Raw genomic sequence first — 22,518 nt, 5'->3', positions numbered from 1 at the left:
TTTAATGGCAACGGGCCAATTGCTGCGACAGCCGGCAGACAAAGCGGCCATCCAGAAACTGCTGGCAGCGGCAGCGCGGAATCTGGCCGATGCAGCCTTGCCGGGCCTGAGTGCTGACAACCGCTTTGATGCGGCCTACAAGACCATCATGCAATGCGCCATGGTCGGCCTGTTGGCGCGCGGTTACCGCACCTCGACCAGCAAGCCCGGCCATCACCAGACAGCGATCCAGTGTTTACCGAAAACCATGGATCTGCCGCCAAAGGCAGTGATCGTACTGGATGCCTTGCGCAAGCAGCGCAATGTGAACGACTACCAGGGCGACCCGATTGCAGATAGCGCCCTAGACGCCTGCCTGCAGCAAGCTGCAGCCCTGCTGGCCCACACCCGGGCATGGCTGGCCGAAAACCATCCTGAATGGTCGGAATAACCATGAGCCTGCACCAAAAACACTATTTCGAAACCGAGATTTGCCAGCACCTGACAGTCAATAGCTGGCTGTATTCTGGAGTTCCTGCGCGGACCTGAGCAGCTGTATGAAATTAGGCGAGCCTGTTCAAAGTCTCGCAAGCTAGAGTGAGACAAGACGAAAACGACGGAAAACAAGCGGAGAAGCAGAGTTTACATGGAGTAAATGAGCATTCCGCAGGCGTTTTTAACGCGGTATCACCCCATTTCGACTAAATCCAGCAGACTATGAACAGGTTCTGAGGGAAAAGGGCCAAAACCGCAGCAACCTCAGCCGCTAGCAAAGCAGCAACACCTACCTGACTCAAGACCCCGGGCTCCCGTGTTTCAGTCGAGAACACGCGGCGTCCGGGGTTTGGCTTTTGCCCCTCGCGGCAGCTAGCCTGCATGGTGGCAGGCAGGAATAGGCACGCTGGCATACGGTCTGCTGCACTGGCTTGAAGCACTCTTCATCGTTTGCTGGGTATCTGTCGCGGATCAGATACAAAGTGTAAATTTCCTTTTCCATTTACGAAATTTCACACATAAAATTAGACCGTTATAGGCAAAACCGGTGAAAGCCGGCGACGCAAAACTAAAGGGACTACGGGCGGCTTGGCCGCTTATGTCAGCCAGTTGCCAGCAACACGCCCTGTGTCCGCTGCAAGCGCTCCTTTAGCTTTGCCTTACTCTTCAGAAGGAAAGCCATGAGCGCCTCGAATACTTCGACCCGCCAGCAAGACCAGCTCCTCGCCAATGCGGCCATGACCAAGGCCGCCGAAGGGTTGTTGTCTGACCCCGGTTTTCTCGGGCTGGGCGATCTGTCCGTGTCGGCATTGGCTTCGCTGTTTAGCCCCTCCCCCAACACCAGCCCGACTGCAGCAACGGTGAGCGCAAGCGCCGCCAGTAGCACTGCGCTGGCCAGCAGCAGCACGGTAAGCAGCACCGGCAGCATGGTGAAAACGGGCAGTACCACCGCACCATCCTGGATTGCCACGCTGTCGGACTCGGTGCTGAAGGCCGATATGAATGCCATGGCTGGAACGGTTACCGAAGCCGGGCTGGCCAAACTGGTCACTGATTTGTCTGCTGAACTGACCAGCAACAAAACCACGCTGTCGGCCAATCAGTTCAACGATCTGAAAACGATTGTCACCAACCTGAATGTTGGCGAGAGCGCATCCGGCTATCACTTGTACACCCTGAACGCACTGGTCAACGGCAATGCCGCCAATGCATCCTGGACTGGTGGTGGTGCTGCCAGCAGCAGCCTGGGTAATCTGGCTGCCGGTTCCAGCGCGGCGCAACTGAATTATCTGAACGGCAAATGGCTGCAAGGCACTGACCTGCCATCGTCGACCGTCACCGTGAGTGGCTCTACCTCCAAGATCACCTACAGCACCAGCACTGCGGCGCTGTTCGGGGCCAGCGGCCCCTCGGCCAATGATATCAATCAGGGCAAGCTGGGGGACTGCTACTTCTTGTCCTCAATTACCGAGGTCGCCAGCCGCAACCCCAACATCATCAAGAACATGATCACGGCCAATGGTAACGACAGCTATGGCGTGGCCTTCCACTACCGGGGCTCCACCGAGTACGTTACCGTCAACAACACGCTGCAAACCGGCTGTAACAGTGGCAGCAATATGTGGGCCACGCTGCTGGAAAAAGCCTATGCCCAGTTGCAGTCCATCAATGTGACCACCGGCAACAGCTACACCGGCAACAGCTTTACTGCCATCGGCAATGGTGGCTTGCCCGAGTATGCGCTGGAGGCCATCACCGGCGCTTCGCAGATTACCGATTTTTGCGCCAATGGCACCAGCTGGCTGTGCCGTACCTATAATGCTTCGCTCTCCGGCACCGGTTCGCAAAGCGGCATTACCACGGCCAGTGTGCTGGGCACACTGAAAGCCGATCTGGCCGCCGGCGACGATCTGGTGTTGTCGTCTTACACCTGGAGCTACGATGCTGGCGGCAAGGTGCAACTGGTGGCGGGCCATGCCATGTCGATCTACGGTATCGACACCGCCAATGGCTACTTGCAGATCCGCAACCCCTGGGGTTCGCAAACCGGCCAGTACTGGAACACCACCTTCGAAGTCAGCCTGGCCACCTTGCTGGCCGCTGGTGACACCATCACCGTCGACAATGTTGGCGGCACGGTGCCAGTCACACCAGCTGCACCCATCCTGAGCAACCAGACGGCCAATCAGACCCTGGCGGCCAATCATGCCTTCTCGCTGTCGCTGGCCAATGCCTTTACCGACCCGCAAAACCAAGCCTTGACCTACAAGGTAACCCAGAGCAATGGGCAAGCACTGCCCTCCTGGCTGACTTTCAACGCCCAGACCAACTCCCTGTCCGGTACCACGCCGGTATCCTCCAGCAGCACACAAGTGCTGGTGACGGTTACCGATACTGCAGGTTTGTCTGCGTCGGAAACCTTCTCCATCACCGACACTGCCCTTGCACCGATTCTGGCCAAAGCCACTGCAGGTCAACTGGTCACCCCCGGCCACAGCTTCAGTTTCGCCCTGCCGGCCGGCACCTTTACCGACCCGCAAGGCGAGACCCTGGCCTATACCGCCAAGCTGGCCAGTGGCGCGGCACTACCGTCCTGGCTGAGCTTCAATGCACAAACCCAGACCTTCTCCGGCACCGCGCCGACGGCCAATACCACGCTGTCGCTGCTGGTCAGTGCCAGCAATCAGGCCGGCCTGTCGACCTCGGAAACCTTCACCCTGAACGACAGCTATGCCGCGCCCACGCTCAACCTGCAGACGGCAACGCAAACCATCAATGCCGGCAAGGCGTTCAGCATTAGCCTGCCGTCCAATACCTTTGTCGATCCGCAAGGGCTGGCACTGACTTACAAAGCGGCGCTGAGCAGTGGCCAGGCCTTGCCGTCCTGGCTGGCATTCAACGCCCAGACCGAAACCTTCTCCGGCACGGCACCTACCACGGCAGGCAGCTTGTTAGTCAAATTGACCGCCACCGACAGCGCCGGCCTGTCGACTTCGGAAACCTTTACCATCAATGATGTGGCTACCGCGCTGAAAGCGCCGGTGGTCAACCCGCTGCCGCTAAGCATCACGTTCAACGCCAACGGCACACTCAATATCAGCGTACCGCAGGGCACATTTATCGATCCGCAAGGACAGACCCTCAGCTATAGCGCAAGCCAGGCCAATGGCCAGGCGCTGCCCAGCTGGATTACCTTCAACCCCAAAACCGACAGCTTTGTCGCAACCATGGGCAGCCTGATTGAGTCGGCCGACATCACCGTCAAGGCCACCGATACTTCCGGCCTGTCGGCCAGTGAAACCTTCTCACTGTCGATTGGTGGTGTGGCTGCCTCGCCGCATCCTTTGCTCAGCGCCGAAGCACCGGCCATTTCACTGGTGGGTGTCAACATGAACGCCGCCGCGCTGGCAGAGCATCATCTGGTATAAGCCCGCGCCAGATGCCAACAGCGCACGGCATTGCTGCCAGTGCGCTGTTGCTTGAGAACTACACCAGACCCGGCCAGGCCGGGTCTGTTTCATTTGTGGCTGCCTGCAGCTTCAGTGGACAGGAATGAGAGAAGTCGCCCGCCGCTGCTGCCTTGGCCAGCAGCACGCGCAGGACAAGAGACACTAGCGCACAGCAGCCTGGTGGCTGAAGTGCTGATCCAGCAGCAGCAGATCTTGCGGACTCAGGATGCCGCAATCAGCGCGTAACGAGATCCAGCTAACCAGCTGGTTGTATTGCGCCAGCAGCAAATCGCGCTTTGCCTGATATAGCTGCTCTTCACTATTGAGGATGTCGGTCAGGGTTTTCACGCCGGCAGCCAGCCCCAGCTTGCTGGCCTTGACGGTTTCCGCGCTGGCGCTCACCGCCGTTTGCAAGGCTGCCACTTTGCGCACACCGTTGCTGATGCCATAAAACTGCTTGGTCACTTCCAGCTCCACCTGAGTACGTGCATTGTCCAGTTCGGCCAGTGCCTGGCGATACAGCGCACTGGTCTGGGTGATCTGGGCGGAATTGAAGCCGCCATTGAACAGCGGCACGCTCAGCTCGACTCCGATCACATTCTGGGTAATGCGCTGATTGATGGTGGACACGGAACTGGCACTGGAGCGGTCCTTGCTGGCGACTAGATCCAGACTGGGATAATTGGCCGCACGGGCTTTCTTGTGCTCCTGTTCGGCAATGCGCACATTCATCTGCGCGGCCTGGATGTCCGGGCTGTGCTGCAAGGCCTGTTCACGCCAATCGGCCAACTGCCCGGTCACACCCAGGTACTGCACGATCCCCGGCTCTGGCTCGGCCAGTTGCTGGGGCATTTCGCCGGTAATGGCCGACAGACTGCGCTCGGCAATGGCCTGCATCGTGCGCGCTTCAATCAGCTCCGCTTCGGCCAGCGCCATGCGCGACTCGGCATCGTGGATATCGGTGATGGTGCCATCGCCCTGATCAAACAGCTTTTGCGCCTGCAAGCGTGTACCGCTGAGCGCCTGCAGCTTGGCCTCGCTCAAGGCGATGTTCTTTTGCGATAGCAGCAGGCCCAGATAGCTGGTCAGATAGCGCACCGCCAGCTCGTACTCCTTGCGCGAGAAAATCGCCTGGCTGTAATCAGCCCGGGCATTGCCCTGCTGATACATGGCCCAGCGCTGCAAATTGAAAATGGGCTGACGCAGCTGGATCGCCGCATCCTGGCTCATATACTTGAGCGGCGAGGTATTCAGCGTACCGAAGAAATCCGGCGCGGTATCCGAACCGGTTACCTTGCTGCGGTTGAAGCTGGCGTTCAGCGTGGGCAGCAGTTGCGCCCGGCTCATGGGCCTGTTGGCCTCGCCCGCCTCGCGCTCGGCAGCAGCCGCCTGGTATTGCGCATCATTGAGGCGCGCCAGCTGAAACCCTTCCAGCAAGCCATAGCCGCTGGCTACAGGCAGGCTCAGCATGGCATAGCAAGCCAGCAGGACAGAAAGGCGCAGAGTGCGGCGAGCGGCCATTCAGCTCTCCTTGAATGCCAGATTCATGCGATCCATGACGGGCTTGAGCAGATAGCGCAGCATGGTGCGTTCACCACTGCGAATGACGATGGTGGCAGGCATGCCGGGCTTGACTGGCTGCTCTCCCAGCAGCTTCATGCCGGCGGGGGTGACCTTGACTTGCGCCAGGTAGTAGGGCATTCCGGATTTAGGATCCAGCAGCCGGTCGGCCGAGAAGGTAGCCACCACGCCGGGAATCACCGGGGTGGTCTGCTGATTCAGCGCGGGGAAGGTGACATCCACCGGCAGCCCGCTACGTACCTTGGCGCTCATGGCCGGATCGACGGCAGCTTCGATCAGCAAGGGCTGACTGGTAGGCACCACATCCATCAGCGCCTGGCCGGCCTGCACCACACCGCCGATGGTATGAACTTTCAACCCCGCCACTAGGCCGTCAATCGGCGCACGAATAGTGCTGTTGGCCACCACATAGCGCTGGGCGGTGAGCCGGTCGCGCAAGGCACCGGTTTCTTTCTGGATGTCGGTAAGCTGTGACTCGACTTCCTTCTGGTAGTCCTGCTGGCGCGCGATGCGGCGCAGCTTGGTTTCGGCAATGCTGTCCTGGACACGGCCGATATTGGCGATGGTGTCAGCCAGTTCGCCACGCAGCTCGGCCGCCCCGCGCTCCAGTTGATACAGGCGGTTCTTCGGCACATAGCCACCGGCCGCCAGTTCGCGGATGCCTTCCAGCTCCTTGTCCTGCCACTTGCTCTGTTCGGCTCGCGCTGCCTTTACCCCCTGGAATCCGTGCAGCTGTTGTTGCAGACCGTTGATGTTTTCATCCTGCGCCTTCAGTTCGTTACGCAAGCCGTCGCGGCGGGTATTGAACAGCTGGGTTTGCAGCTGTTTGGCCTCTGCCACACGGGCATCGCTGGCCAGCGCGTTCAGCTCGTCCGAGAAAACCAGCGTGGGCAGGCCGGCACGCTCCGCCAGCAGCCGGTCTTCGATGGCACGGGCACTGATGAACTGCGCCAGCGTGCTGCCCATTTGTGCGCGGGCTTCGGTGTCGTTGAGCTGGATCAGCGGCTGACCCTTCTTCACCACGTCCCCCTCACCCACCAGCAGCTTTTCGATGCTGCCGCCAGTCAGGTGCTGCACGGTCTGGCGATTGCTGGCGACGATGACCGTGCCGTTGGCGGTAACGCCTTCATCCAGCGGAGCCAGTGCGGCCCACAGCAGGAAGCCGCCAAAGCCGACCAGAACGATTTTCATGCCCCAGCGGCCAATGCGCTGGTCGTCGGTATCCACCCGGCCAAAGCGCTCGACCGCACCTTGGGCCGGCGGGGTCTGTGCGCGATCAGAGGCCTGGCGTGTCAGTTTTTTGAACAGGTTCATGCATGGTTCTCGTCGGAAGTCTGGTCGGCCTGGCCCTGCATGGCCGCCTGCTGCTGCAAGGCCTGCTGCGCGGCCTGGCTCAGGGCATACAACACCTGGTCGCGCGGGCCGAACAAATGCAGCTGGCCTTCGCGCATCACCAGCAGTTTGTCCACCGCATTGAGGATGCTGGTGCGATGGGTGATCAGCACCACGGTAGTGCCATGCGCCTTCAGGTCCATCACGGTATGGATGAGTGCCTGTTCGCCGACATCGTCAAGATTGGAATTGGGTTCATCCAGCACCACGAAAGCGGGGCTGGCATAGATGGCACGGGCCAGGCCGATGCGCTGTTTCTGGCCGCCGGAGAGCCGGTGACCACCATCGCCCAGCCGGGTATCGTAGCCCTGGGCAAAGTGCAGAATCATCTCGTGCACCCCGGCCCGGCTGGCTGCCTCGATGACGCGCTCCGAATCTATCTCACCAAAGCGGGCGATATTTTCGGCGATGCTGCCATCAAACAACTCGACATCCTGCGGCAGATAGCCGATATGCGGCCCCAGCTCGTCCTTGTTCCACTGGAAAATGTCGGCACCATCCAGCCTGACCTTGCCCGACTGCGCCGGCCAGATACCCACCAGCAGCCGCGCCAGGGTAGATTTGCCAGCCGCGCTGGGGCCGACCACGCCAACGATATCACCATGTTCGATGGCAAAACTGATGCCCTTGAGAATCGGTACACCACTGCCGGGCGCGGCCGCCACCACGCCTTCCACCTGCACCCTTCCCTGCGGACGCGGCAAACTCATGCCGCTGATGCGGGCGGGGAATTCGGCCAGCAGCTCTTCCAGCCGCTGATAGGCCGCGCGCGCACTGTTGAGCTGCTTCCAGGTACCAATGGCCATTTCCACCGGCTGCAAAGCCCGCCCCATCAGGATGGAACCGGCAATCATCATGCCGGGGGAGATTTCATTCTGGATGGCCAGCACGGCACCGACAGCCAGTACCAGTGATTGCAGGGACAGGCGCACCAGCTTGGACAGCGCACCGATGCGGGCAGCCTTGTCGGAAGCCTCGGTCTGCTTTTCCAGCACCCGGCTCTGAAACAGGAACCAGCGCTCGCGCAAGGCCGGCAGCATGCCCATGGCCTCGATCACTTCGGCGTTGCGCAAATTGTTATTGGCGTAGTTGCCGGCCGCGATGGAGGCCTGATTGGCCTCGGCCAGCGGCTTGCGGGTGGAACGCTCGGTCAGCCAGGCCAGCGCACACAGGATAATCATGCCTCCCAGCACGAACAGGCCGAGAATCCAGTGAAACATGAAGGTGACGGCGAGGTAGATCGGCGCCCACGGGGCATCGAAAAAAGCAAACAGCCCGTTGCCGGTGAGAAACTGCCGCACGCTGGTCAGGTCATGCAGCGCCTGCGAGGCATTGCCATTGTTCTTGCGCAGATTGCGCTCGAAGGCCGCGGTGAACACCCGGAAATTCAGCTGCATGTCCAGCCGGTTGCCTACCCGGATCAGTACCGAAGAGCGCACCAGTTCCAGCACCGACATCAGCCCGTACAGCCCCAGCATCAGCAGCGTCAGCATCAGCAGCGTGGTTTCGTTGCGGCTGTGCAAAACCCGGTCGTAGATCTGCAGCATGTAGATGGAAGGCAGCAGCATCAGCAGATTGATCACGGCACTGAAGGCCCCCAGCTGGTAAAACGTCTGCTTGAAGGTTTGCAGGACCTGGGACAACTCGGAGCGGGACGCTAAATGATGTTTCATCGGCAAGGGACTCAGGGTGGCCAATCTGGAAGCAAGCACACCGGACGACGCAGCCAGCCTCGGCCGCTAAAAAGTGAAAGGGATGTTAACACAGCCCCAGCTTGATGATGACGTCCTGAATCAAGGCGGGGCATGGTTTCAGACCGGTCGATCCTGCCAGGCCAGCCTGCAGCAACAGCCGGTCGCTCAGTAGCCTCCCTGGCGGTGCTTATAGCTGGTACTGCGCGATGATCTGCATCTGGCGCTCGGCCTGCCCGCGCAAGTCCTTGGCACTGCCTGCGGTTTGCGAAGCGGCCGAATTGGCCTGCTCCGACATCTGGGCGATGCGCTCCACCTGCTGGGCAATGCTGTTGCTGGCCATGCCCTGCTCCTTGATGGCCACCGAGATGTCAGCCACCATGCCGGTGGTGCCGGCGGCGGCTTCACCTATGCTCTGGATGGCGCGGTCGGCTTCATCAGCCCGGCTGACACCGCCCTCCACCAGCATTTCCGCATTCTTCATCTGGTCCACCACCGCTGCCGAAGCCTGCTGCATGGCATACAGGCTGGCGGAGATCTCCTGGGTGGAACTGGCGGTGCGCTCGGCCAGCTTGCGCACTTCATCGGCCACCACGGCAAAGCCACGGCCCATTTCACCGGCACGTGCCGCTTCGATAGCGGCATTGAGCGCCAGCAGATTGGTCTGGTCTGCCACATCGCGAATCACCTGCACCACCGACACGATCTGGCTGCTCTGCGCATTCAGCCCGCGCAAGGCATTACTGGCGCTGGCAATGGCACCGGAAATATCGCGGATATCGCTAATGGTCTGGCTGATGGTCACCGAGCCGGCTTCAGCCTGGCGGCTGGAGGTTTGTGACAGCAGCTGCGCCTCGTCGGCACGCTCGGCCACATGATTGACGCTCACCGTCATCTGTTCGATGGTGGCAGCCACCGCGGCAGAGGATTCACTCTGGGCCGACGCGGCCTGATAAATATCATCTGCCGCCTCGTTCATCTTGTGCGATGAGGCCATGACATCCTGCGCACCATGTCGCAGTTGCAGCAGGTTTTGCTGCAAGCTGTCCAGCAGACTGTTAAAGGCCGTGGCAGTGCGCCCCAGTTCATCCTTGCTGTCGCTGTGTACCCGCAGCTTGAAATCACGCTGCTGGCTGACCAGCTCCATGGTGTGCTGCATGTCGGACAGCGAACGGGTAATGGCGCGGATCAGCAGCCAGCCGCCAATGGCCGTGACCAACAACACAGCCAGGGCCAGGGCCGTCTGCAGCCATTTGGCGGCATTGTAGGCTGCCCGGTTTGCCTCGTTTTGCTGGTTGCCCAGCTGATAGTTGTAGCCGATCAGCTTGTTCAGATCCGCCTCCAGCTTGCCGGACAGCTGAAACAGGCTGCCGCTTTCCAGCATGGCAGTCGCCACCGACATGTAGTTGGAGCGCGAGTTATTGAAAAACTCGTCCATCGCGGCGCGGTATTGCACCATGTCTGCCTTGGCCTGCTTCACCATCTGGCGGTCGCTGTCATCCACGGCCAGCTCGGTTTCATACTGGCTGACTGCCTTGTCAAACTGTTGCCGGCTGCTTTCGATGGCCTTTTCGTCTGCCTGCTTTTTCTCCTGCTGCACGTGCGAAACATGGTTGCGCAAGGAGCTACGCATGCCGTACATGGCCGTCTGGGCGGTTTGCAGGGCTTTCAGACTGGGAAAGGTATTACTGCTGATGTATTCGAAACGGCTCTGCGCTGCACTGAGCTGCAACAGACCGACACCGCTGACCACCAGCAAGGCCAGCAAGGCAATGGAGAGCAGCAGTGTAATTTTGAGCTTGATTGTCATCCTCTGACTTCCCTGTTGAGTTTGTTTTTATTGGATGAGCTTCTGGACTGGTCCTGTCCCGTCTGTAAGATGCGGCCCGCTGACAGGCCGCATCTGCGCGGAACTTGCTGTTTTATACATCATAGCGGCCACCACGGCCAAACTCGCTAGCCGCAAATGAAAACAATACAGCCCGGCGCGACAGGGCGACTGTCGGCCGGGCTGCAAACTGCATGCCGACAGCAAGCCGGCAAACAAAAAATAATATTTCAACATCACACGAACCGTGTCGCGGCCCGGCGCCAACACATAGGCGGAACAGGGGTTGGCCATCGCCGCGCAAGCAGCATGTCATGGTCTGACCGACCATGACCACACAATGCAAAAAGCCCAGTCATTGCTGACTGGGCTTCAAATGCTTGGCTCCCCGAGCAGGGCTCGAACCTGCGACCTGCGGATTAACAGTCCGTCGCTCTACCAACTGAGCTATCAGGGAATTGCCTTGAGAGAACGCAATTCTATAAAACCCTGATCAAACCGTCAAGCCCCTGAACTGAAATTCAGAGGCCCGACGGAATACATCAGTTATTGCGGGTTTCCACCTGCTGCAGCATCAGCTCTGCCGGCGCTGCCTGCTCGGCCACCTGACGTACCACATCGCGGCGACGCGGACCGGCCGGCACTTCGACTTGCGGCTGTTCCTGCTGTACCACAGCCTTGGTGGCGACCATGACCAGACCACCCAGGTCGGCCGGCGCTTCCGGCTTGGTTTCCACAGCAGCCACGACCGGCGGCGCAGCGACAACTTCCGTCACTTGCTCAACCACAGCCACCACTGGCTCTGCTGCAACCGGCTCGACAACTACGGCCACTTCGGCCACAGCAGTCTCAATGCTCAGCGGCTGCGCTTCGATGACGGTACTGATCTGCTCCAGCACCACCTCAGCAGCCGCCACGGCTACCGGGGCTTCCGCAGGCACTGCCACTTCGCTGACCGGGGCCGGCTCAAGCGCAGCTTGCTCAACGACAACGGTAGCGGCCTCCTCGGCCACCTGCTGCGGCTCGACATGAGCAACTGGCTCGGCCACTACGACCACTTCGGCAGCAGCAGGCTCGACAGCAGGCTGCACCACCGGCTCGCTGGCCACGGCTTCGGCCACCTGTTCTACCGGCTTGACGGCTTCCGGCTGCGGAGCGGCTTCCAGCGCAGAAACAGCTTCTACGGCAACAAAACCGGCAGCTGCAGCGGCAACTACTTCACCAGCTTCGCCCAGCGCTGCGGTGTTTTCGCCATCCAGCGGTTCGCGACGACGGTCACGACGACCACGACGACGACGACCACGCTCACCACGCTCTTGCTGTTCGGCCGATTCGGCAGCAGCTTCCACACCTTCTGCGCTGTTCAGCTTGAGCTCTTCAGCGGCATTAGCCTGCGGCTTGTCTGCTTCATTACGCTCGGACTGCGGCTGACGACGACGCGACGGCTTTTCTGCTGCCTGCGGTGCGGCTTGTTGCTCACCACGTTCTTCCGCTTGCGGGCGGGCATTCTGCTCGCGCGGCTCGCGGTTTTCACGCGGTTCGCGTTCACGACGCTGACGCGGCTCGCGCTGCGGCTGTTCGCCACGCTCGGCACGTTCGCTGCGTTCTGCACGCTCCGGGCGTTCGGCGCGCTCGGCACGCTCTACGCGCTCCGGACGTTCCTGTCGATCAGCACGCTCATTGCGCTGCGGTTGACGACGGCCATCCTGACGCTCGCCATCCTGGCGGGCTTCGGCCGGACGCTTGCCAGCGTCTTCGCCATGACGACGGTCATTGTGGTCACGACGCGCCTGGCTGCCCGGACGACGCTCATTGCCACGCTGGCGGTTGCCATTGCGCTGACCGTCACGCGAACTGGTCGCGGCTGCCGGCTTTTTCTTTTCGGTTTCTTGCGCTTGCTGTTCCGGTTCGGCAAACAGGCTCTTCACCCAGCCGAAGAAACGACCGACCACACCTTGCTCGGCCACTACCGGAGCGGCTGCAGCAGCCACTTCGGGCTGGCTGGACACCGGAGCCGGCTGTTGCGGGGTGATGCCCTTGACGGCGGCTTCCTGACGTTCAACCTTGGGCTTTTCCTGACCAAAGTTGGTGATGATGTCTTCTTCCTGCACTTCCACGCGCAGATAGCTCGGGCTGTCACCCAGCTCGGCCAGATCATCGTGGCGAATGCGGGCAATCTTGTAATGCGGCGTTTCCAGATGAATGTTCGGAATCAGCACTACGTCCACGTCCAGACGCTCTTCGATGGAGTGGATTTCGGCACGCTTCTCGTTCAGCAGGAAGGTGGCCACATCTACCGGCACCTGGGCATGCACCGCACCGGTGTTCTCCTTCATTGCCTCTTCCTGGATGATGCGCAGGATGTGCAGGGCGGAGGATTCGGCACCACGGATGAAGCCGATGCCATGGCAGCGCGGGCAAGGCTCGTGGCTGGTTTCACCCAGCGACGGCTGCAGACGCTGACGCGACAGTTCCAGCAGGCCGAAGCGGGACAGCTTGCCCATCTGTACGCGAGCACGGTCGTGCTTCAGTACATCGCGCAGCTTGTTTTCCACTTCACGCTGGTTTTTCGGGTTTTCCATGTCGATGAAGTCGATCACGATCAGACCGCCCAGGTCGCGCAGACGCAGCTGGCGGGCAATTTCTTCGGCGGCTTCAACGTTAGTGCGCAGGGCGGTTTCTTCGATGTCAGCACCCTTGGTGGAGCGGGCGGAGTTGACGTCGATGGACACCAGCGCTTCGGTGTGGTCGATCACGATGGCACCACCGGACGGCAGCTGCACGCTGCGCGAGAAGGCGGTTTCGATCTGGTGTTCGATCTGGAAGCGCGAGAACAGCGGAACGTGATCCTTGTACAGCTTTACGCGATGCACCATGTTCGGCATCACGTGGCTCATGAACTGGCGGGCCTGTTCATAGATCTCGTCGGTGTCGATCAGGATTTCGCCGATATCCGGGTGGTAGTAGTCACGGATGGCGCGGATCACCAGGCTGCCTTCCTGCAGAATCAGGAAAGGTGCATTCTGCGAGCCGGCAGCACCTTCGATGGCGCGCCACAGCTGCATCAGATAGCCCATGTCCCACTGCAGCTCTTCCAGATTGCGGCCGATACCAGCGGTACGGGCAATCAGGCTCATGCCATTGGGGACTTCCAGCTGGGCCAGCAGGTCTTTCAGTTCCTGACGCTCTTCGCCCTCGATGCGGCGCGATACGCCACCACCACGCGGGTTATTGGGCATCAGCACCAGATAGCGGCCAGCCAGGCTGATATAGGTGGTCAGGGCAGCGCCCTTGTTGCCGCGCTCGTCCTTTTCTACCTGGACAACGACTTCCATGCCTTCACGCAGCACATCCTGAATGCGCGGACGGCCGCCGTCATAGCCCTGGAAATAGGAGCGGGAGACTTCCTTGAACGGCAGAAAGCCGTGGCGTTCGGTGCCGTAATCGACAAAGCACGCTTCGAGGGAGGGCTCGATACGGGTGATGATGCCCTTGTAGATGTTCCCTTTGCGTTGTTCTTTGCCAACGGTTTCGATATCGAGGTCGACCAGCTTTTGCCCGTCGACGATGGCAACGCGCAGCTCTTCAGCCTGCGTTGCATTAAACAACATGCGTTTCATAAACGTTCCCTGCGCGGCACTCACGCAAGGGATGCAGCCAGTATTTGACGGCCCAGAGGCTATTGATGGGCGCTTTCCGAAAGAAGTGTTGGTATAAAGATCATTACAACCGAGATATCAAGCCTACTTCCTGACTAAATTCACACGTGCCCGGGGGTTTGAGCGCATTAGCGCATCGGAAATTTTCTCCCAGCCCGCCATCGCGGGCGAGCTGGACAAACTGGAGGGCTGCGTGCCGGGTCAAACTTTGCTGCAAGATCTCCTGACTGGCTTTGCATCAGGAAATGGAATACTCGTGAGTGCGTTATGCGACTAAATGCATTACCATCGCTGCTTTTTGGTGAGCGAGTTAACCTTGGCTGCGGCCGGTTGACGCGGCATCAGGTCAGGGTCAACACCCTGCCGGCCGGTTCACTTTCCCGCAGCAGCATCACGCGGCAATACTGCCTGTGACCATGGCTTTCCGGAACGCTGTCATCGCACTGAAATGTGCGATCGAGCGCACGAAGTATAAGCAATATGACTGACATTCGCAAAGACTCCGTCACGTTTCTTGACGTGGACGATGGAGATTCCGGCCAAAGGCTGGACAACTTCCTGGTACGCATTCTAAAAGGCGTACCAAAAAGCCATATTTATCGCATCTTGCGCTCGGGCGAAGTACGGGTGAACAAGCGCCGGATTGATGCATCCTATCGCATCCAGGCTGGCGACCAGATCCGCATCCCCCCCATTCGCGTGGCCGAGCGCCCGGTCAACGATGTGCCGCCCGGCAGCTTCCCGGTGGTGTATGAAGATACTGCGCTGTTGGTGATCGACAAGCCGGCCGGTGTGGCCGTGCATGGTGGCAGCGGCGTGTCCTTTGGCGTGATCGAACAACTGCGCAAGGCGCACCCGGACTGGAAATATCTGGAACTGGTACACCGGCTGGACCGGGAAACCTCCGGCCTGTTGATGCTGGCCAAGAAACGCTCGGCACTGGTGAAGCTGCACGACATGATGCGCGCCAACGTACCGGACAAGCGCTACCTGGCGCTGGGGCTGGGCTCCTGGGACCCGAGCAACAAGAGCGTCAAGTTGCCCTTGTTCAAATTCCACACCACCGACGGCGAGCGCCGCGTCAAGGTGGCCGAGGGCGACGATGGCCAGTTTGCCCACACCAATTTCAGCGTGGTGGAACGCTTTGCCGACTTCACCCTGGTAGAAGCCCATTTGCGTACCGGCCGTACGCATCAGATCCGCGTGCACATGCAGGCCAGCGGCTGCCCGATTGCCGGTGACGAAAAATACGGCGACTTTGCCTTTAATAAAGAATTGGCCAAACGCGGCCTGAAACGCATGTTCCTGCACGCGCGCAGCCTGAGCCTGCCCCACCCGCTTACCGGCGAGCCATTGAAACTGGAAGCCCCACTACCGGCCGAGCTGGAAGGCTTTCTGAAGAAACTGAGAAACTGATGGCACGCCACTACGACCTGCTGGTATTCGACTGGGATGGCACGCTGATGGATTCCACGGCGCACATCACCCATTCCATCCAGAATGCCTGTCGCGAACTGGGCCTGACCGTGCCAGACCGCCAGGCGGCCAGTCATGTCATCGGCCTGCGGCTGGACCAGGCCCTGCACCTGGCCTGCCCCGGCCTGGACGATGCGCAGCATAAGGCGCTGACCGAGAGCTTTATCCGCCACTATCGCAGCAGCGACGAGGGTGTGACCCTGTTCGACGGTGTACGCGAAGGCCTGCATGCGTTGCGCGAACGCGGGGTATTCATGGCGGTGGCCACCGGCAACAGCCGGGTGGGCCTTGATCGCCTGCTGGCTGAAACCGGCCTGGGACCCTTGTTTGACGCCACCCGCACCGTGGACGAATGCCATTCCAAGCCGCATCCGGCCATGCTGCAGGAACTGAGCGATGAGCTAGGGGTGGAACTGGCGCGCACGGTGATGATTGGCGACACCAGCCACGACCTGAACATGGCACTGAATGCCCGCGCGCATGGCGTTGGCGTCAGCTACGGCGCACACGATGTGGGACTGCTGCAGGATTGCCAGCCGCAGACTATCGTCCATAGCTTTGCGGAGTTGCAGCAATGGCTGCTGGCACGACTAGGCTGATCTGCGCCAGCGCCGATTTGCAGGATAGTGGCCGCGCCGTCCGCTTCGAGCTGGACGGTGCAGATGGCAAGCAGCAGTCTGCCCTGGCACTGCGCTATCAGGGCCGGGTCTATGGTTATGTGAATGCCTGCCGCCACATTCCCATCGAACTGGACTTGCAAGATGGCAATGTGTTCGATTTATCCGGACAGTATCTGGTGTGCAGCATGCACGGTGCACTCTACCTGCCCAATAATGGCCGCTGCGTGGGCGGCCCCTGCCGCGGCCAGAGCCTGCAAGCGCTCCCGCTGCATGAAGCAGATGGCCAAGTGTGGCTGAATGTCATGCCTGACTGAATTTTGCTAGACTGCCGACATTCGCACTCAGGGCAAGCACAATGAACGACACTCCAAACTGGGAACGCCAGCTAGTCGAAAAACTGGCCATGGCCGCCGTGGTGGAACAACGCCGCGCACGGCGCTGGAAAATCTTTTTCCGCCTGGTGTGGCTGGGCATCATCGGCAGCCTGCTGGCCTTTGCCTTTGCACGCAATGAAGACAAATCGGCCGAGGCCCTGACCGGCAGCGGCCACACTGCCGTCATCAGCCTGGATGGCGTCATCGATAGCGAAAACAATACCGCCGAGAAACTCAGCGCTGCGCTGCAAGACGCCTATGCCGACCACGGCACGCGCGGTATCGTCATCGAGGCCAACAGCCCCGGCGGCAGCCCGGTACTGTCCGGCATGGCCTATGATGAAATCCGCCGTCAGAAAAAGCTGCACCCGGCCATTCCGGTGTATGTCACCGTGCAGGAAGTATGCGCGTCCGGCTGTTATTACATTGCCGCCGCTGCAGACAAGATCTTCGTCGACAAGGCCAGCATTGTCGGCTCTATCGGTGTACTGTCTGACGGCTTTGGCTTTACCGGCCTGATGGACAAGCTGGGCGTGGAACGCCGCCTGAAGACTGCCGGTGAAAACAAGGCGATGGGCGACCCCTTCTCCCCGGTCAATCCCAAGCAGGACGCCATCCGCCAGCAATTGCTGGATGACATCCACCAGCAGTTCATCAAGGCAGTCAAGGATGGCCGTGGCAGCCGGCTGAAAAACGACCCGCAGCTATTTTCCGGCATGGTATGGATCGGCGAAAAGAGCATCCCGCTGGGACTGGCGGATGGCCTGGGCAATACCCGCTCGGTCGCGCGTGACATCATCAAGGCCGAAAAGACGGTGGACTACACCCAGCAGGACGATCTTTCCAGCCGCGTGGCGCGCAAGATAGGCGTCGAATTCGCCGGGGGCGTACGCAGCCTGTTCAACACCCGCCTGTTCTGACAACAGCCCTCATCGCGGAGCACACATGGCAAGCAGACGCCGCCGTCAGGAAGAAGAGCACGAAAACCATGAACGCTGGCTGGTGTCCTATGCCGACTTCATCACCCTGCTGTTCGCCTTTTTCGTGGTGATGTACGCCATTTCCTCGGTCAACGAGGGCAAGTACCGGGTACTGTCCTCGGCCATCGTCGATGCCTTTCGCAGTGGCTCCACCATCAATATCAATACCACCCCGCCCAGCGGTGGGGCCAATACCATGATAGAAATCCCCCAGACCAAGCCGATTGCCAAGGCCATCACGGGGGACCACCATGTCGAACCGAATCCCAAACTCGGCTCGCTGGCAGCGGATCTGGCCAAGGTGATGGACCCGCTGGTCAAGGGCGGGCAGGTCAACATCACCCAGAGCCCCAAGGGCATCACCGTCGACATCCGCGATACGGCGCTGTTTCCGGTGGGTCAGGCTGCACCCAACGACCAGTCGCGCCAGATCATGTCCGGCATGGCCGCCCTGCTGTCCAAGGTGGATAACCAGATCCGGGTGGAAGGCTTTACCGACAACGTCCCCATCAAGACCTCCACTTATCCGTCCAACTGGGAACTGTCTGCCGCCCGCGCTGGCAGCGTAGTGCGACTATTCCAGGAAAGCGGCATCAGCCCGGCAAGACTGGTCGCCGTAGGACGGGGAGAAAACCTGCCGGTGGCCGACAACACCACGCCAGATGGCCGCGCCACCAACCGCCGCGTGTCCATTACCGTTTTGGCTGAAGACCAGAACGAGGCCGAAGTGCTGCCATCGCAACCGTCCACCACCCCTGCCCCGGCAGCCGTTCCGGCCGGCAAATAGTCAGACGCCCGTACCATAACAATCAGGAGGAGCCCATGACCACCCCGCTATCCGCCACTGCGCTGGAACAGCTGTTTCACAATGCCCGCAGTCACAGCCACTGGCAGCAACGCCCGGTGAGCGATGACACCCTGCATCAGCTGTTTGACCTGCTCAAGCTCTGCCCCACCAGCGCCAACTGCTCGCCAGCCCGCTTCGTTTTCCTCAAGACCCCGGCGGCCAAGGAAAGGCTGCGCCCCTTCCTGATGGAAGGCAATGTAGAGAAGACCATGGCCGCTCCGGTGTGCGTGATCGTGGCGCAAGACATGCAATTTTATGAGCACTTGCCACGGCTGTTTCCACATGCCGACGCCAAGAGCTGGTTTGAAGGCAACGATGCCGACATTGCCGCCACCGCCGCCCGCAACAGCACCTTGCAAGGTGCCTACCTGATCATGGCGGCACGTTCGCTGGGATTGGACTGCGGCCCGATGTCGGGTTTTGACAATGCCGGGGTGAATGGCGAGTTTTTTGCTGATGGCCGCTGCCAGTCCAATTTCCTGATCAACCTGGGCTATGGCGAGGCCGGCAAGCTGCATGCGCGCGCACCGCGCTTTGGTTTTGACGAAGCCTGCCAGATACTCTGAAGCAGCGTAAGCGGGCGTGGATTTGACCATGGTGCTTCGGCTCAGGGCCATTGCCCGGTTATACTAGCGGGCAAATTCATTCCGGAGACGCTCATGCTCTACCCGCTTCTGCGCCCTCTGCTGTTCAGATTTGACGCAGAAACCGCCCACGAACAAACCCTACAGCTGCTGGACAAGGCGCACAAACTGCGCCTGCTTGGCCTGGCTGTTCCGGCGGTCAGCCGGGCGCCGGTCAAGGCCATGGGTCTGACTTTTCCCAATGCGGTTGGTCTGGCTGCCGGCCTGGACAAGAATGGCGACCATATCGACGCGCTGGCGGCGCTGGGCTTCGGCTTTCTGGAAATCGGCACCATCACCCCACGCCCACAGGATGGCAACCCCAAGCCACGCCTGTTCCGCGTGCCGGAACATCAGGGCATCATCAATCGCATGGGTTTCAACAACCGTGGCGTCAATGTATTGCTCGACAATGTGCGCAACTGCCGTTTCAACGGCGTGCTGGGCATCAATATCGGCAAAAACGCAGTTACTCCGATTGAAAACGCGGTGGATGACTACCTGATCTGCCTGGACAAGGTCTATGCCTACGCCAGCTACATCACGGTCAATATCTCCTCGCCCAATACCAAGAACCTGCGCCAGTTGCAGCAAGGCGACGAGCTGTCGCGCCTGCTGGCTGCTCTCAAGACCCGCCAGCAGCAGTTGGCCGACCAACATGGTCGCTATGTGCCGCTGGCGGTGAAGATCGCTCCGGACCTGGACGACGAACAGATTGCCGACATCGCCCGTCTGCTGACCGTCAACAAGATTGATGGCGTCATCGCCACCAATACCACGCTGTCGCGGGTAGAGATTGCCGACCACCCGCTGCAGGACGAAGCAGGCGGCCTGTCCGGCGCACCGGTACGAGAACGCTCCACCGCGCTGATCCGCAAGCTGGCGCGTGAACTAGACGGCAGCCTGCCCATCATAGGGGTAGGCGGCATTCTCAGTGGCGAAGATGCAGTAGAAAAGCTGCAAGCCGGTGCCACACTGGTACAGCTGTACAGCGGCCTGATCTATCAGGGACCACCGCTGATCGCGCAGTGCAGCCAGGCCATCGCCCGCCACCTGCAACAACAAACCCGCAATTGACATCCCAGGGAGGATATATGTTCAACAAGATGACTCGCCTTGTAATGCTTGGCAGCCTGTCGCTGGGCCTGCTTTCCGGCTGCGCCACCTCCGATTCCGCCGCCGTCTACTCCAAGGGGCAAATGCGCCAGGCGCAGAGCGTACAACTGGGCACCGTGGTGTCGGTCAACAACGTCAAGATGGAAGGCCAGAACAATGAGCTGCTGACACTGGGCGGCGCGGCTCTTGGCGGCTTGGCCGGCAGCAATGTCGGCGGCGGCAAGGGTGCCATCGCCGGTGGTATCATCGGCGCACTGGCCGGTGGTTTCGGCACCCAGGCAGCCCAGCGCAGCATGGGTAGCAAGAATGCACTAGAAGTGACTGTCAAACTGGACGGCAGTGGCCGCATGGTTTCCATCGTGCAGGATGCCGACATCCCGCTGAGCGCAGGCCAGCGTGTACGCCTGCTGAGCGGTGGCGGTGACGACCGGGTGGTACCTTACTGATCACACCTGGTCAGTAGCCGGCATGCAAAACAGGCTGANNTCAGCCTGTTTTGCATGCCTGCCCCCTCACTCTCCCGATGCTGCCGGCACCCAGCGCCCGTCCTGCAAATGCTCCAGTGGCCGATACTGCGACTTGTAAGCCATCTTGCGGCAATCGGCAATCCAGTAGCCCAGATATAGATAGGGCAGCTGCCAGGCCCGCGCCAGCTCCACCTGCCATAGCACATTGAATACGCCATAGCCTGCCTGGGCATCCTGCGGATCATAAAAGGTGTACACCGCCGACAGGCCGTCGGCCAGCCGGTCGATCAGGCTGACCATTTTCAGCTCGCCATCCAGCCGGAACTCGGCCAGTAGGCTATCCACGCCGCTTTTGAGAATGAACTCGGAATACTGCTGCACATTATCCTCGGCCATGCCGCCCCCGGCATGGCGTGACTGCTGATAGTCGTGGTACAGCTGGTAATGATCCTGGCGGAACTCCAGCGGCAACAGCCGCACCTCCATGTCCTGCAAGCGCTTCCAGCTGCGCCGCTGACTGCGGTTGGGCGTGAAGGCCGCTACCGGAAGCCGCACCGGCACGCAGGCCTGGCAACTATCGCAATAAGGCCGGTAGGTATACAGACCACTGCGGCGAAAACCCAGCCGGACCAGCTGGCTGTAAACCGCGGCATCAATGGCTTCGGCAGGAATGGCTACCTGCGAGCGCGCCTGGCGACCGTCCAGATAACTGCAGGCATAGGGGGCGGTGGCATAAAAATGAATGGCAACCGCCGGTCCGGCATCACGATGGCTCATGGTCGAAACAATAGTTCCACATGCTGTCCGCCTGGGGTTCAAGCGTCTTGTTCTTCAGAGTAGCAATAAATTCGGCCCTTGGAATCAGCGTTGCGCCCAGGCTGGCCAGATGCGGGGTATGCATCTGGCAGTCAATCATGTCCACGCCCTGCGCCTGCAAGTGGCGAGCCATGTGGACAAAGGCGATTTTGGAGGCGTCAGTACGGTGGGAAAACATCGATTCGCCATAGAACATCCGCCCCAGCGCCACGCCATACAGCCCGCCCACCAGTTCGCCATCCATCCATACCTCGAAAGAATGTGCCGCCCCGAGCTGATGCAGACGACAGTAGGCTTCCACCATGGGCTGGATGATCCAGGTACCGGCAGCCCCGGCGCGCGGTGCGGCACAGGCCTCCATCACTTGTCGGAAAGCGGTGTCCAGCGTCACCCGGTAGTGGCGATTGCGCAGCGTCTTGTCCAGCGAACGGCTGACGCGTAGCTGCGGCGGGAACAGCACCATGCGCTGAGAAGGCGACCACCACAAAATGGGTTCGCCTGCGGAAAACCACGGGAAGATGCCCTGGGAGTACCCCAGCAGCAGGCGCGCCGGCGACAGGTCGCCACCAGCAGCCAACAAACCGTCCGGTTCGGCCAGTGCGCTGCGAACCGGAGGAAAAACCAGCTCGTGTCCGAGCCAGGGAATCATTACTTGCTGCCGGTTTTGCCCTGGCAGCTCAGGCATTCGCCGTACAGATACAGCGCATGCTCGGCAATGCGAAAGCCGTGCTGCTCGGCGATGCGATCCTGCAAGGCCTCGATTTCAGGATCGAAGAATTCCATCACGCTGCCGCACTTCACGCACACCATGTGGTCGTGGTGACCACCCTGGTTGAGCTCGTACACGGCCTTGCCGGATTCGAAATGGTGGCGTACCAGAATACCGGCCTGCTCGAACTGGGTGAGCACGCGGTAAATGGTGGCCAGACCGATGTCGATATTCTCGGCCAGCAGTTTGCGATAGACATCTTCGGCCGACAGGTGGCGATCGTCGGTCATCTCGAACAGGTCGAGAATTTTCAGACGCGGGCCGGTGGCTTTGAGGCCGATATCTTTAAGGTGACTGGCTTTGCTCATCGTGATATAAATTAGGTCGATTTTTGAAGCATGATAAAGCCTTTTTCC

Annotated in this window: 18 protein-coding genes, 1 tRNA gene and 1 riboswitch; of the genes, 10 read left to right on the top strand and 9 right to left on the bottom strand. The window is 60.3% G+C overall.

Annotation, left to right across the window (positions count from 1 at the left end):
- The first annotated feature begins 4 nt into the window (after positions 1 to 4).
- Together DBR44_RS01175 and DBR44_RS01170 are read left to right on the top strand one after the other, a co-directional pair.
- Positions 5 to 430, top strand: coding sequence for a DNA-binding protein (locus tag DBR44_RS01175; RefSeq protein WP_233578261.1), 426 nt, complete (start codon positions 5 to 7; stop codon positions 428 to 430).
- 571 nt (positions 431 to 1,001) lie between these two features.
- A riboswitch (cyclic di-GMP riboswitch) is annotated at positions 1,002 to 1,091 on the top strand.
- A 63-nt stretch (positions 1,092 to 1,154) separates the two neighbouring features.
- Positions 1,155 to 3,902 carry a putative Ig domain-containing protein gene (locus DBR44_RS01170; RefSeq protein WP_124641236.1) on the top strand — a complete coding sequence of 916 codons (2,748 nt, stop codon included), beginning with the start codon at positions 1,155 to 1,157 and terminating at the stop codon, positions 3,900 to 3,902.
- A gap of 183 nt (positions 3,903 to 4,085) precedes the next feature.
- Here the strand turns inward: DBR44_RS01170 and DBR44_RS01165 are convergent, their stop codons facing one another.
- The 6 genes from DBR44_RS01165 to DBR44_RS01140 form a co-directional block, all read right to left on the bottom strand.
- Positions 4,086 to 5,444, bottom strand: a complete 1,359-nt coding sequence (locus tag DBR44_RS01165; protein WP_124641234.1) for a TolC family outer membrane protein — start codon at positions 5,442 to 5,444, stop codon at positions 4,086 to 4,088.
- Positions 5,445 to 6,818 carry an HlyD family type I secretion periplasmic adaptor subunit gene (locus tag DBR44_RS01160; protein ID WP_124641232.1) on the bottom strand — a complete coding sequence of 458 codons (1,374 nt, stop codon included), beginning with the start codon at positions 6,816 to 6,818 and terminating at the stop codon, positions 5,445 to 5,447.
- On the bottom strand, positions 6,815 to 8,569 hold the full coding sequence (locus DBR44_RS01155; protein WP_124641230.1) for a type I secretion system permease/ATPase: 1,755 nt from the start codon (positions 8,567 to 8,569) through the stop codon (positions 6,815 to 6,817). Before DBR44_RS01155 ends, DBR44_RS01160 begins: the two co-directional genes overlap by 4 nt.
- Before the next feature lie 208 nt (positions 8,570 to 8,777).
- Positions 8,778 to 10,397 (bottom strand): methyl-accepting chemotaxis protein, encoded by a 1,620-nt coding sequence (locus tag DBR44_RS01150; protein WP_124641228.1) that lies wholly within the window; start codon positions 10,395 to 10,397, stop codon positions 8,778 to 8,780.
- Positions 10,398 to 10,796: 399 nt separating this feature from the next.
- Positions 10,797 to 10,872: transfer RNA gene (locus DBR44_RS01145), tRNA-Asn, on the bottom strand.
- Positions 10,873 to 10,957: 85 nt separating this feature from the next.
- Entirely contained in the window at positions 10,958 to 14,035 is a 3,078-nt protein-coding gene (locus DBR44_RS01140; RefSeq protein ID WP_124641227.1) for an Rne/Rng family ribonuclease, read from the bottom strand.
- Between the two features lie 519 nt (positions 14,036 to 14,554).
- On the opposite strand from DBR44_RS01140, the gene DBR44_RS01135 reads away from it, so the two are divergent.
- The 8 genes from DBR44_RS01135 (at position 14,555) to DBR44_RS01100 (ending at position 20,556) form a co-directional block, all read left to right on the top strand.
- A complete protein-coding gene (locus DBR44_RS01135; RefSeq protein WP_124641226.1) occupies positions 14,555 to 15,490 on the top strand; it encodes an RluA family pseudouridine synthase in 936 nt (311 codons plus the stop codon).
- Positions 15,490 to 16,149, top strand: coding sequence for an HAD-IA family hydrolase (locus DBR44_RS01130; RefSeq protein WP_124641225.1), 660 nt, complete (start codon positions 15,490 to 15,492; stop codon positions 16,147 to 16,149). The genes DBR44_RS01135 and DBR44_RS01130 overlap by 1 nt, the downstream gene beginning before the upstream one ends.
- Positions 16,125 to 16,484, top strand: a complete 360-nt coding sequence (locus DBR44_RS01125) for a Rieske 2Fe-2S domain-containing protein (protein ID WP_124641224.1) — start codon at positions 16,125 to 16,127, stop codon at positions 16,482 to 16,484. Before DBR44_RS01130 ends, DBR44_RS01125 begins: the two co-directional genes overlap by 25 nt.
- Before the next feature lie 41 nt (positions 16,485 to 16,525).
- Positions 16,526 to 17,464, top strand: coding sequence for a S49 family peptidase (locus DBR44_RS01120; RefSeq protein WP_124641223.1), 939 nt, complete (start codon positions 16,526 to 16,528; stop codon positions 17,462 to 17,464).
- Positions 17,465 to 17,489: 25 nt separating this feature from the next.
- Entirely contained in the window at positions 17,490 to 18,311 is an 822-nt protein-coding gene (gene motD / locus DBR44_RS01115) for a flagellar motor protein MotD (RefSeq protein ID WP_124641222.1), read from the top strand.
- A 35-nt stretch (positions 18,312 to 18,346) separates the two neighbouring features.
- On the top strand, positions 18,347 to 18,937 hold the full coding sequence (locus tag DBR44_RS01110) for a malonic semialdehyde reductase (protein ID WP_124641221.1): 591 nt from the start codon (positions 18,347 to 18,349) through the stop codon (positions 18,935 to 18,937).
- A gap of 93 nt (positions 18,938 to 19,030) precedes the next feature.
- Positions 19,031 to 20,071, top strand: coding sequence for a quinone-dependent dihydroorotate dehydrogenase (locus DBR44_RS01105; protein WP_124641220.1), 1,041 nt, complete (start codon positions 19,031 to 19,033; stop codon positions 20,069 to 20,071).
- A 29-nt stretch (positions 20,072 to 20,100) separates the two neighbouring features.
- Complete coding sequence (locus DBR44_RS01100) at positions 20,101 to 20,556, top strand: glycine zipper 2TM domain-containing protein (RefSeq protein WP_233578258.1); 456 nt, start codon at positions 20,101 to 20,103, stop codon at positions 20,554 to 20,556.
- 66 nt (positions 20,557 to 20,622) lie between these two features.
- On the opposite strand, the gene DBR44_RS01095 is transcribed toward DBR44_RS01100, so the two are convergent.
- The 3 genes from DBR44_RS01095 to fur are packed head-to-tail and all read right to left on the bottom strand — an operon-like array spanning position 20,623 to position 22,470.
- Positions 20,623 to 21,354 carry an arginyltransferase gene (locus DBR44_RS01095; RefSeq protein ID WP_124641216.1) on the bottom strand — a complete coding sequence of 244 codons (732 nt, stop codon included), beginning with the start codon at positions 21,352 to 21,354 and terminating at the stop codon, positions 20,623 to 20,625.
- A complete protein-coding gene (gene aat / locus DBR44_RS01090) occupies positions 21,341 to 22,042 on the bottom strand; it encodes a leucyl/phenylalanyl-tRNA--protein transferase (RefSeq protein WP_124641214.1) in 702 nt (233 codons plus the stop codon). The genes DBR44_RS01095 and aat overlap by 14 nt, the downstream gene beginning before the upstream one ends.
- On the bottom strand, positions 22,042 to 22,470 hold the full coding sequence (gene fur / locus DBR44_RS01085) for a ferric iron uptake transcriptional regulator (protein WP_059286148.1): 429 nt from the start codon (positions 22,468 to 22,470) through the stop codon (positions 22,042 to 22,044). The genes aat and fur overlap by 1 nt, the downstream gene beginning before the upstream one ends.
- Between the last annotated feature and the right edge of the window lie 48 nt (positions 22,471 to 22,518).

Origin of the sequence: Aquitalea sp. FJL05 (assembly GCF_003852595.1) — a bacterium.
Taxonomy (GTDB): domain Bacteria; phylum Pseudomonadota; class Gammaproteobacteria; order Burkholderiales; family Chromobacteriaceae; genus Aquitalea; species Aquitalea aquatilis.
Note: the sequence above shows the minus strand (reverse complement) of the source record. Positions and strands in the feature narration are given on the sequence as shown.

Excerpts from the sequence above, each read along its gene's own strand:
- DBR44_RS01175 (WP_233578261.1), top strand. The coding sequence starts at position 5 with ATGGCAACGGGCCAATTGCTGCGACAGCCGGCAGACAAAGCGGCCATC.
- DBR44_RS01170 (WP_124641236.1), top strand. The coding sequence starts at position 1,155 with ATGAGCGCCTCGAATACTTCGACCCGCCAGCAAGACCAGCTCCTCGCC.
- DBR44_RS01165 (WP_124641234.1), bottom strand. The coding sequence starts at position 5,444 with ATGGCCGCTCGCCGCACTCTGCGCCTTTCTGTCCTGCTGGCTTGCTAT.
- DBR44_RS01160 (WP_124641232.1), bottom strand. The coding sequence starts at position 6,818 with ATGAACCTGTTCAAAAAACTGACACGCCAGGCCTCTGATCGCGCACAG.
- DBR44_RS01155 (WP_124641230.1), bottom strand. The coding sequence starts at position 8,569 with ATGAAACATCATTTAGCGTCCCGCTCCGAGTTGTCCCAGGTCCTGCAA.
- DBR44_RS01150 (WP_124641228.1), bottom strand. The coding sequence starts at position 10,397 with ATGACAATCAAGCTCAAAATTACACTGCTGCTCTCCATTGCCTTGCTG.
- DBR44_RS01140 (WP_124641227.1), bottom strand. The coding sequence starts at position 14,035 with ATGAAACGCATGTTGTTTAATGCAACGCAGGCTGAAGAGCTGCGCGTT.
- DBR44_RS01135 (WP_124641226.1), top strand. The coding sequence starts at position 14,555 with ATGACTGACATTCGCAAAGACTCCGTCACGTTTCTTGACGTGGACGAT.
- DBR44_RS01130 (WP_124641225.1), top strand. The coding sequence starts at position 15,490 with ATGGCACGCCACTACGACCTGCTGGTATTCGACTGGGATGGCACGCTG.
- DBR44_RS01125 (WP_124641224.1), top strand. The coding sequence starts at position 16,125 with ATGGCTGCTGGCACGACTAGGCTGATCTGCGCCAGCGCCGATTTGCAG.
- DBR44_RS01120 (WP_124641223.1), top strand. The coding sequence starts at position 16,526 with ATGAACGACACTCCAAACTGGGAACGCCAGCTAGTCGAAAAACTGGCC.
- motD (WP_124641222.1), top strand. The coding sequence starts at position 17,490 with ATGGCAAGCAGACGCCGCCGTCAGGAAGAAGAGCACGAAAACCATGAA.
- DBR44_RS01110 (WP_124641221.1), top strand. The coding sequence starts at position 18,347 with ATGACCACCCCGCTATCCGCCACTGCGCTGGAACAGCTGTTTCACAAT.
- DBR44_RS01105 (WP_124641220.1), top strand. The coding sequence starts at position 19,031 with ATGCTCTACCCGCTTCTGCGCCCTCTGCTGTTCAGATTTGACGCAGAA.
- DBR44_RS01100 (WP_233578258.1), top strand. The coding sequence starts at position 20,101 with ATGACTCGCCTTGTAATGCTTGGCAGCCTGTCGCTGGGCCTGCTTTCC.
- DBR44_RS01095 (WP_124641216.1), bottom strand. The coding sequence starts at position 21,354 with ATGAGCCATCGTGATGCCGGACCGGCGGTTGCCATTCATTTTTATGCC.
- aat (WP_124641214.1), bottom strand. The coding sequence starts at position 22,042 with ATGATTCCCTGGCTCGGACACGAGCTGGTTTTTCCTCCGGTTCGCAGC.
- fur (WP_059286148.1), bottom strand. The coding sequence starts at position 22,470 with ATGAGCAAAGCCAGTCACCTTAAAGATATCGGCCTCAAAGCCACCGGC.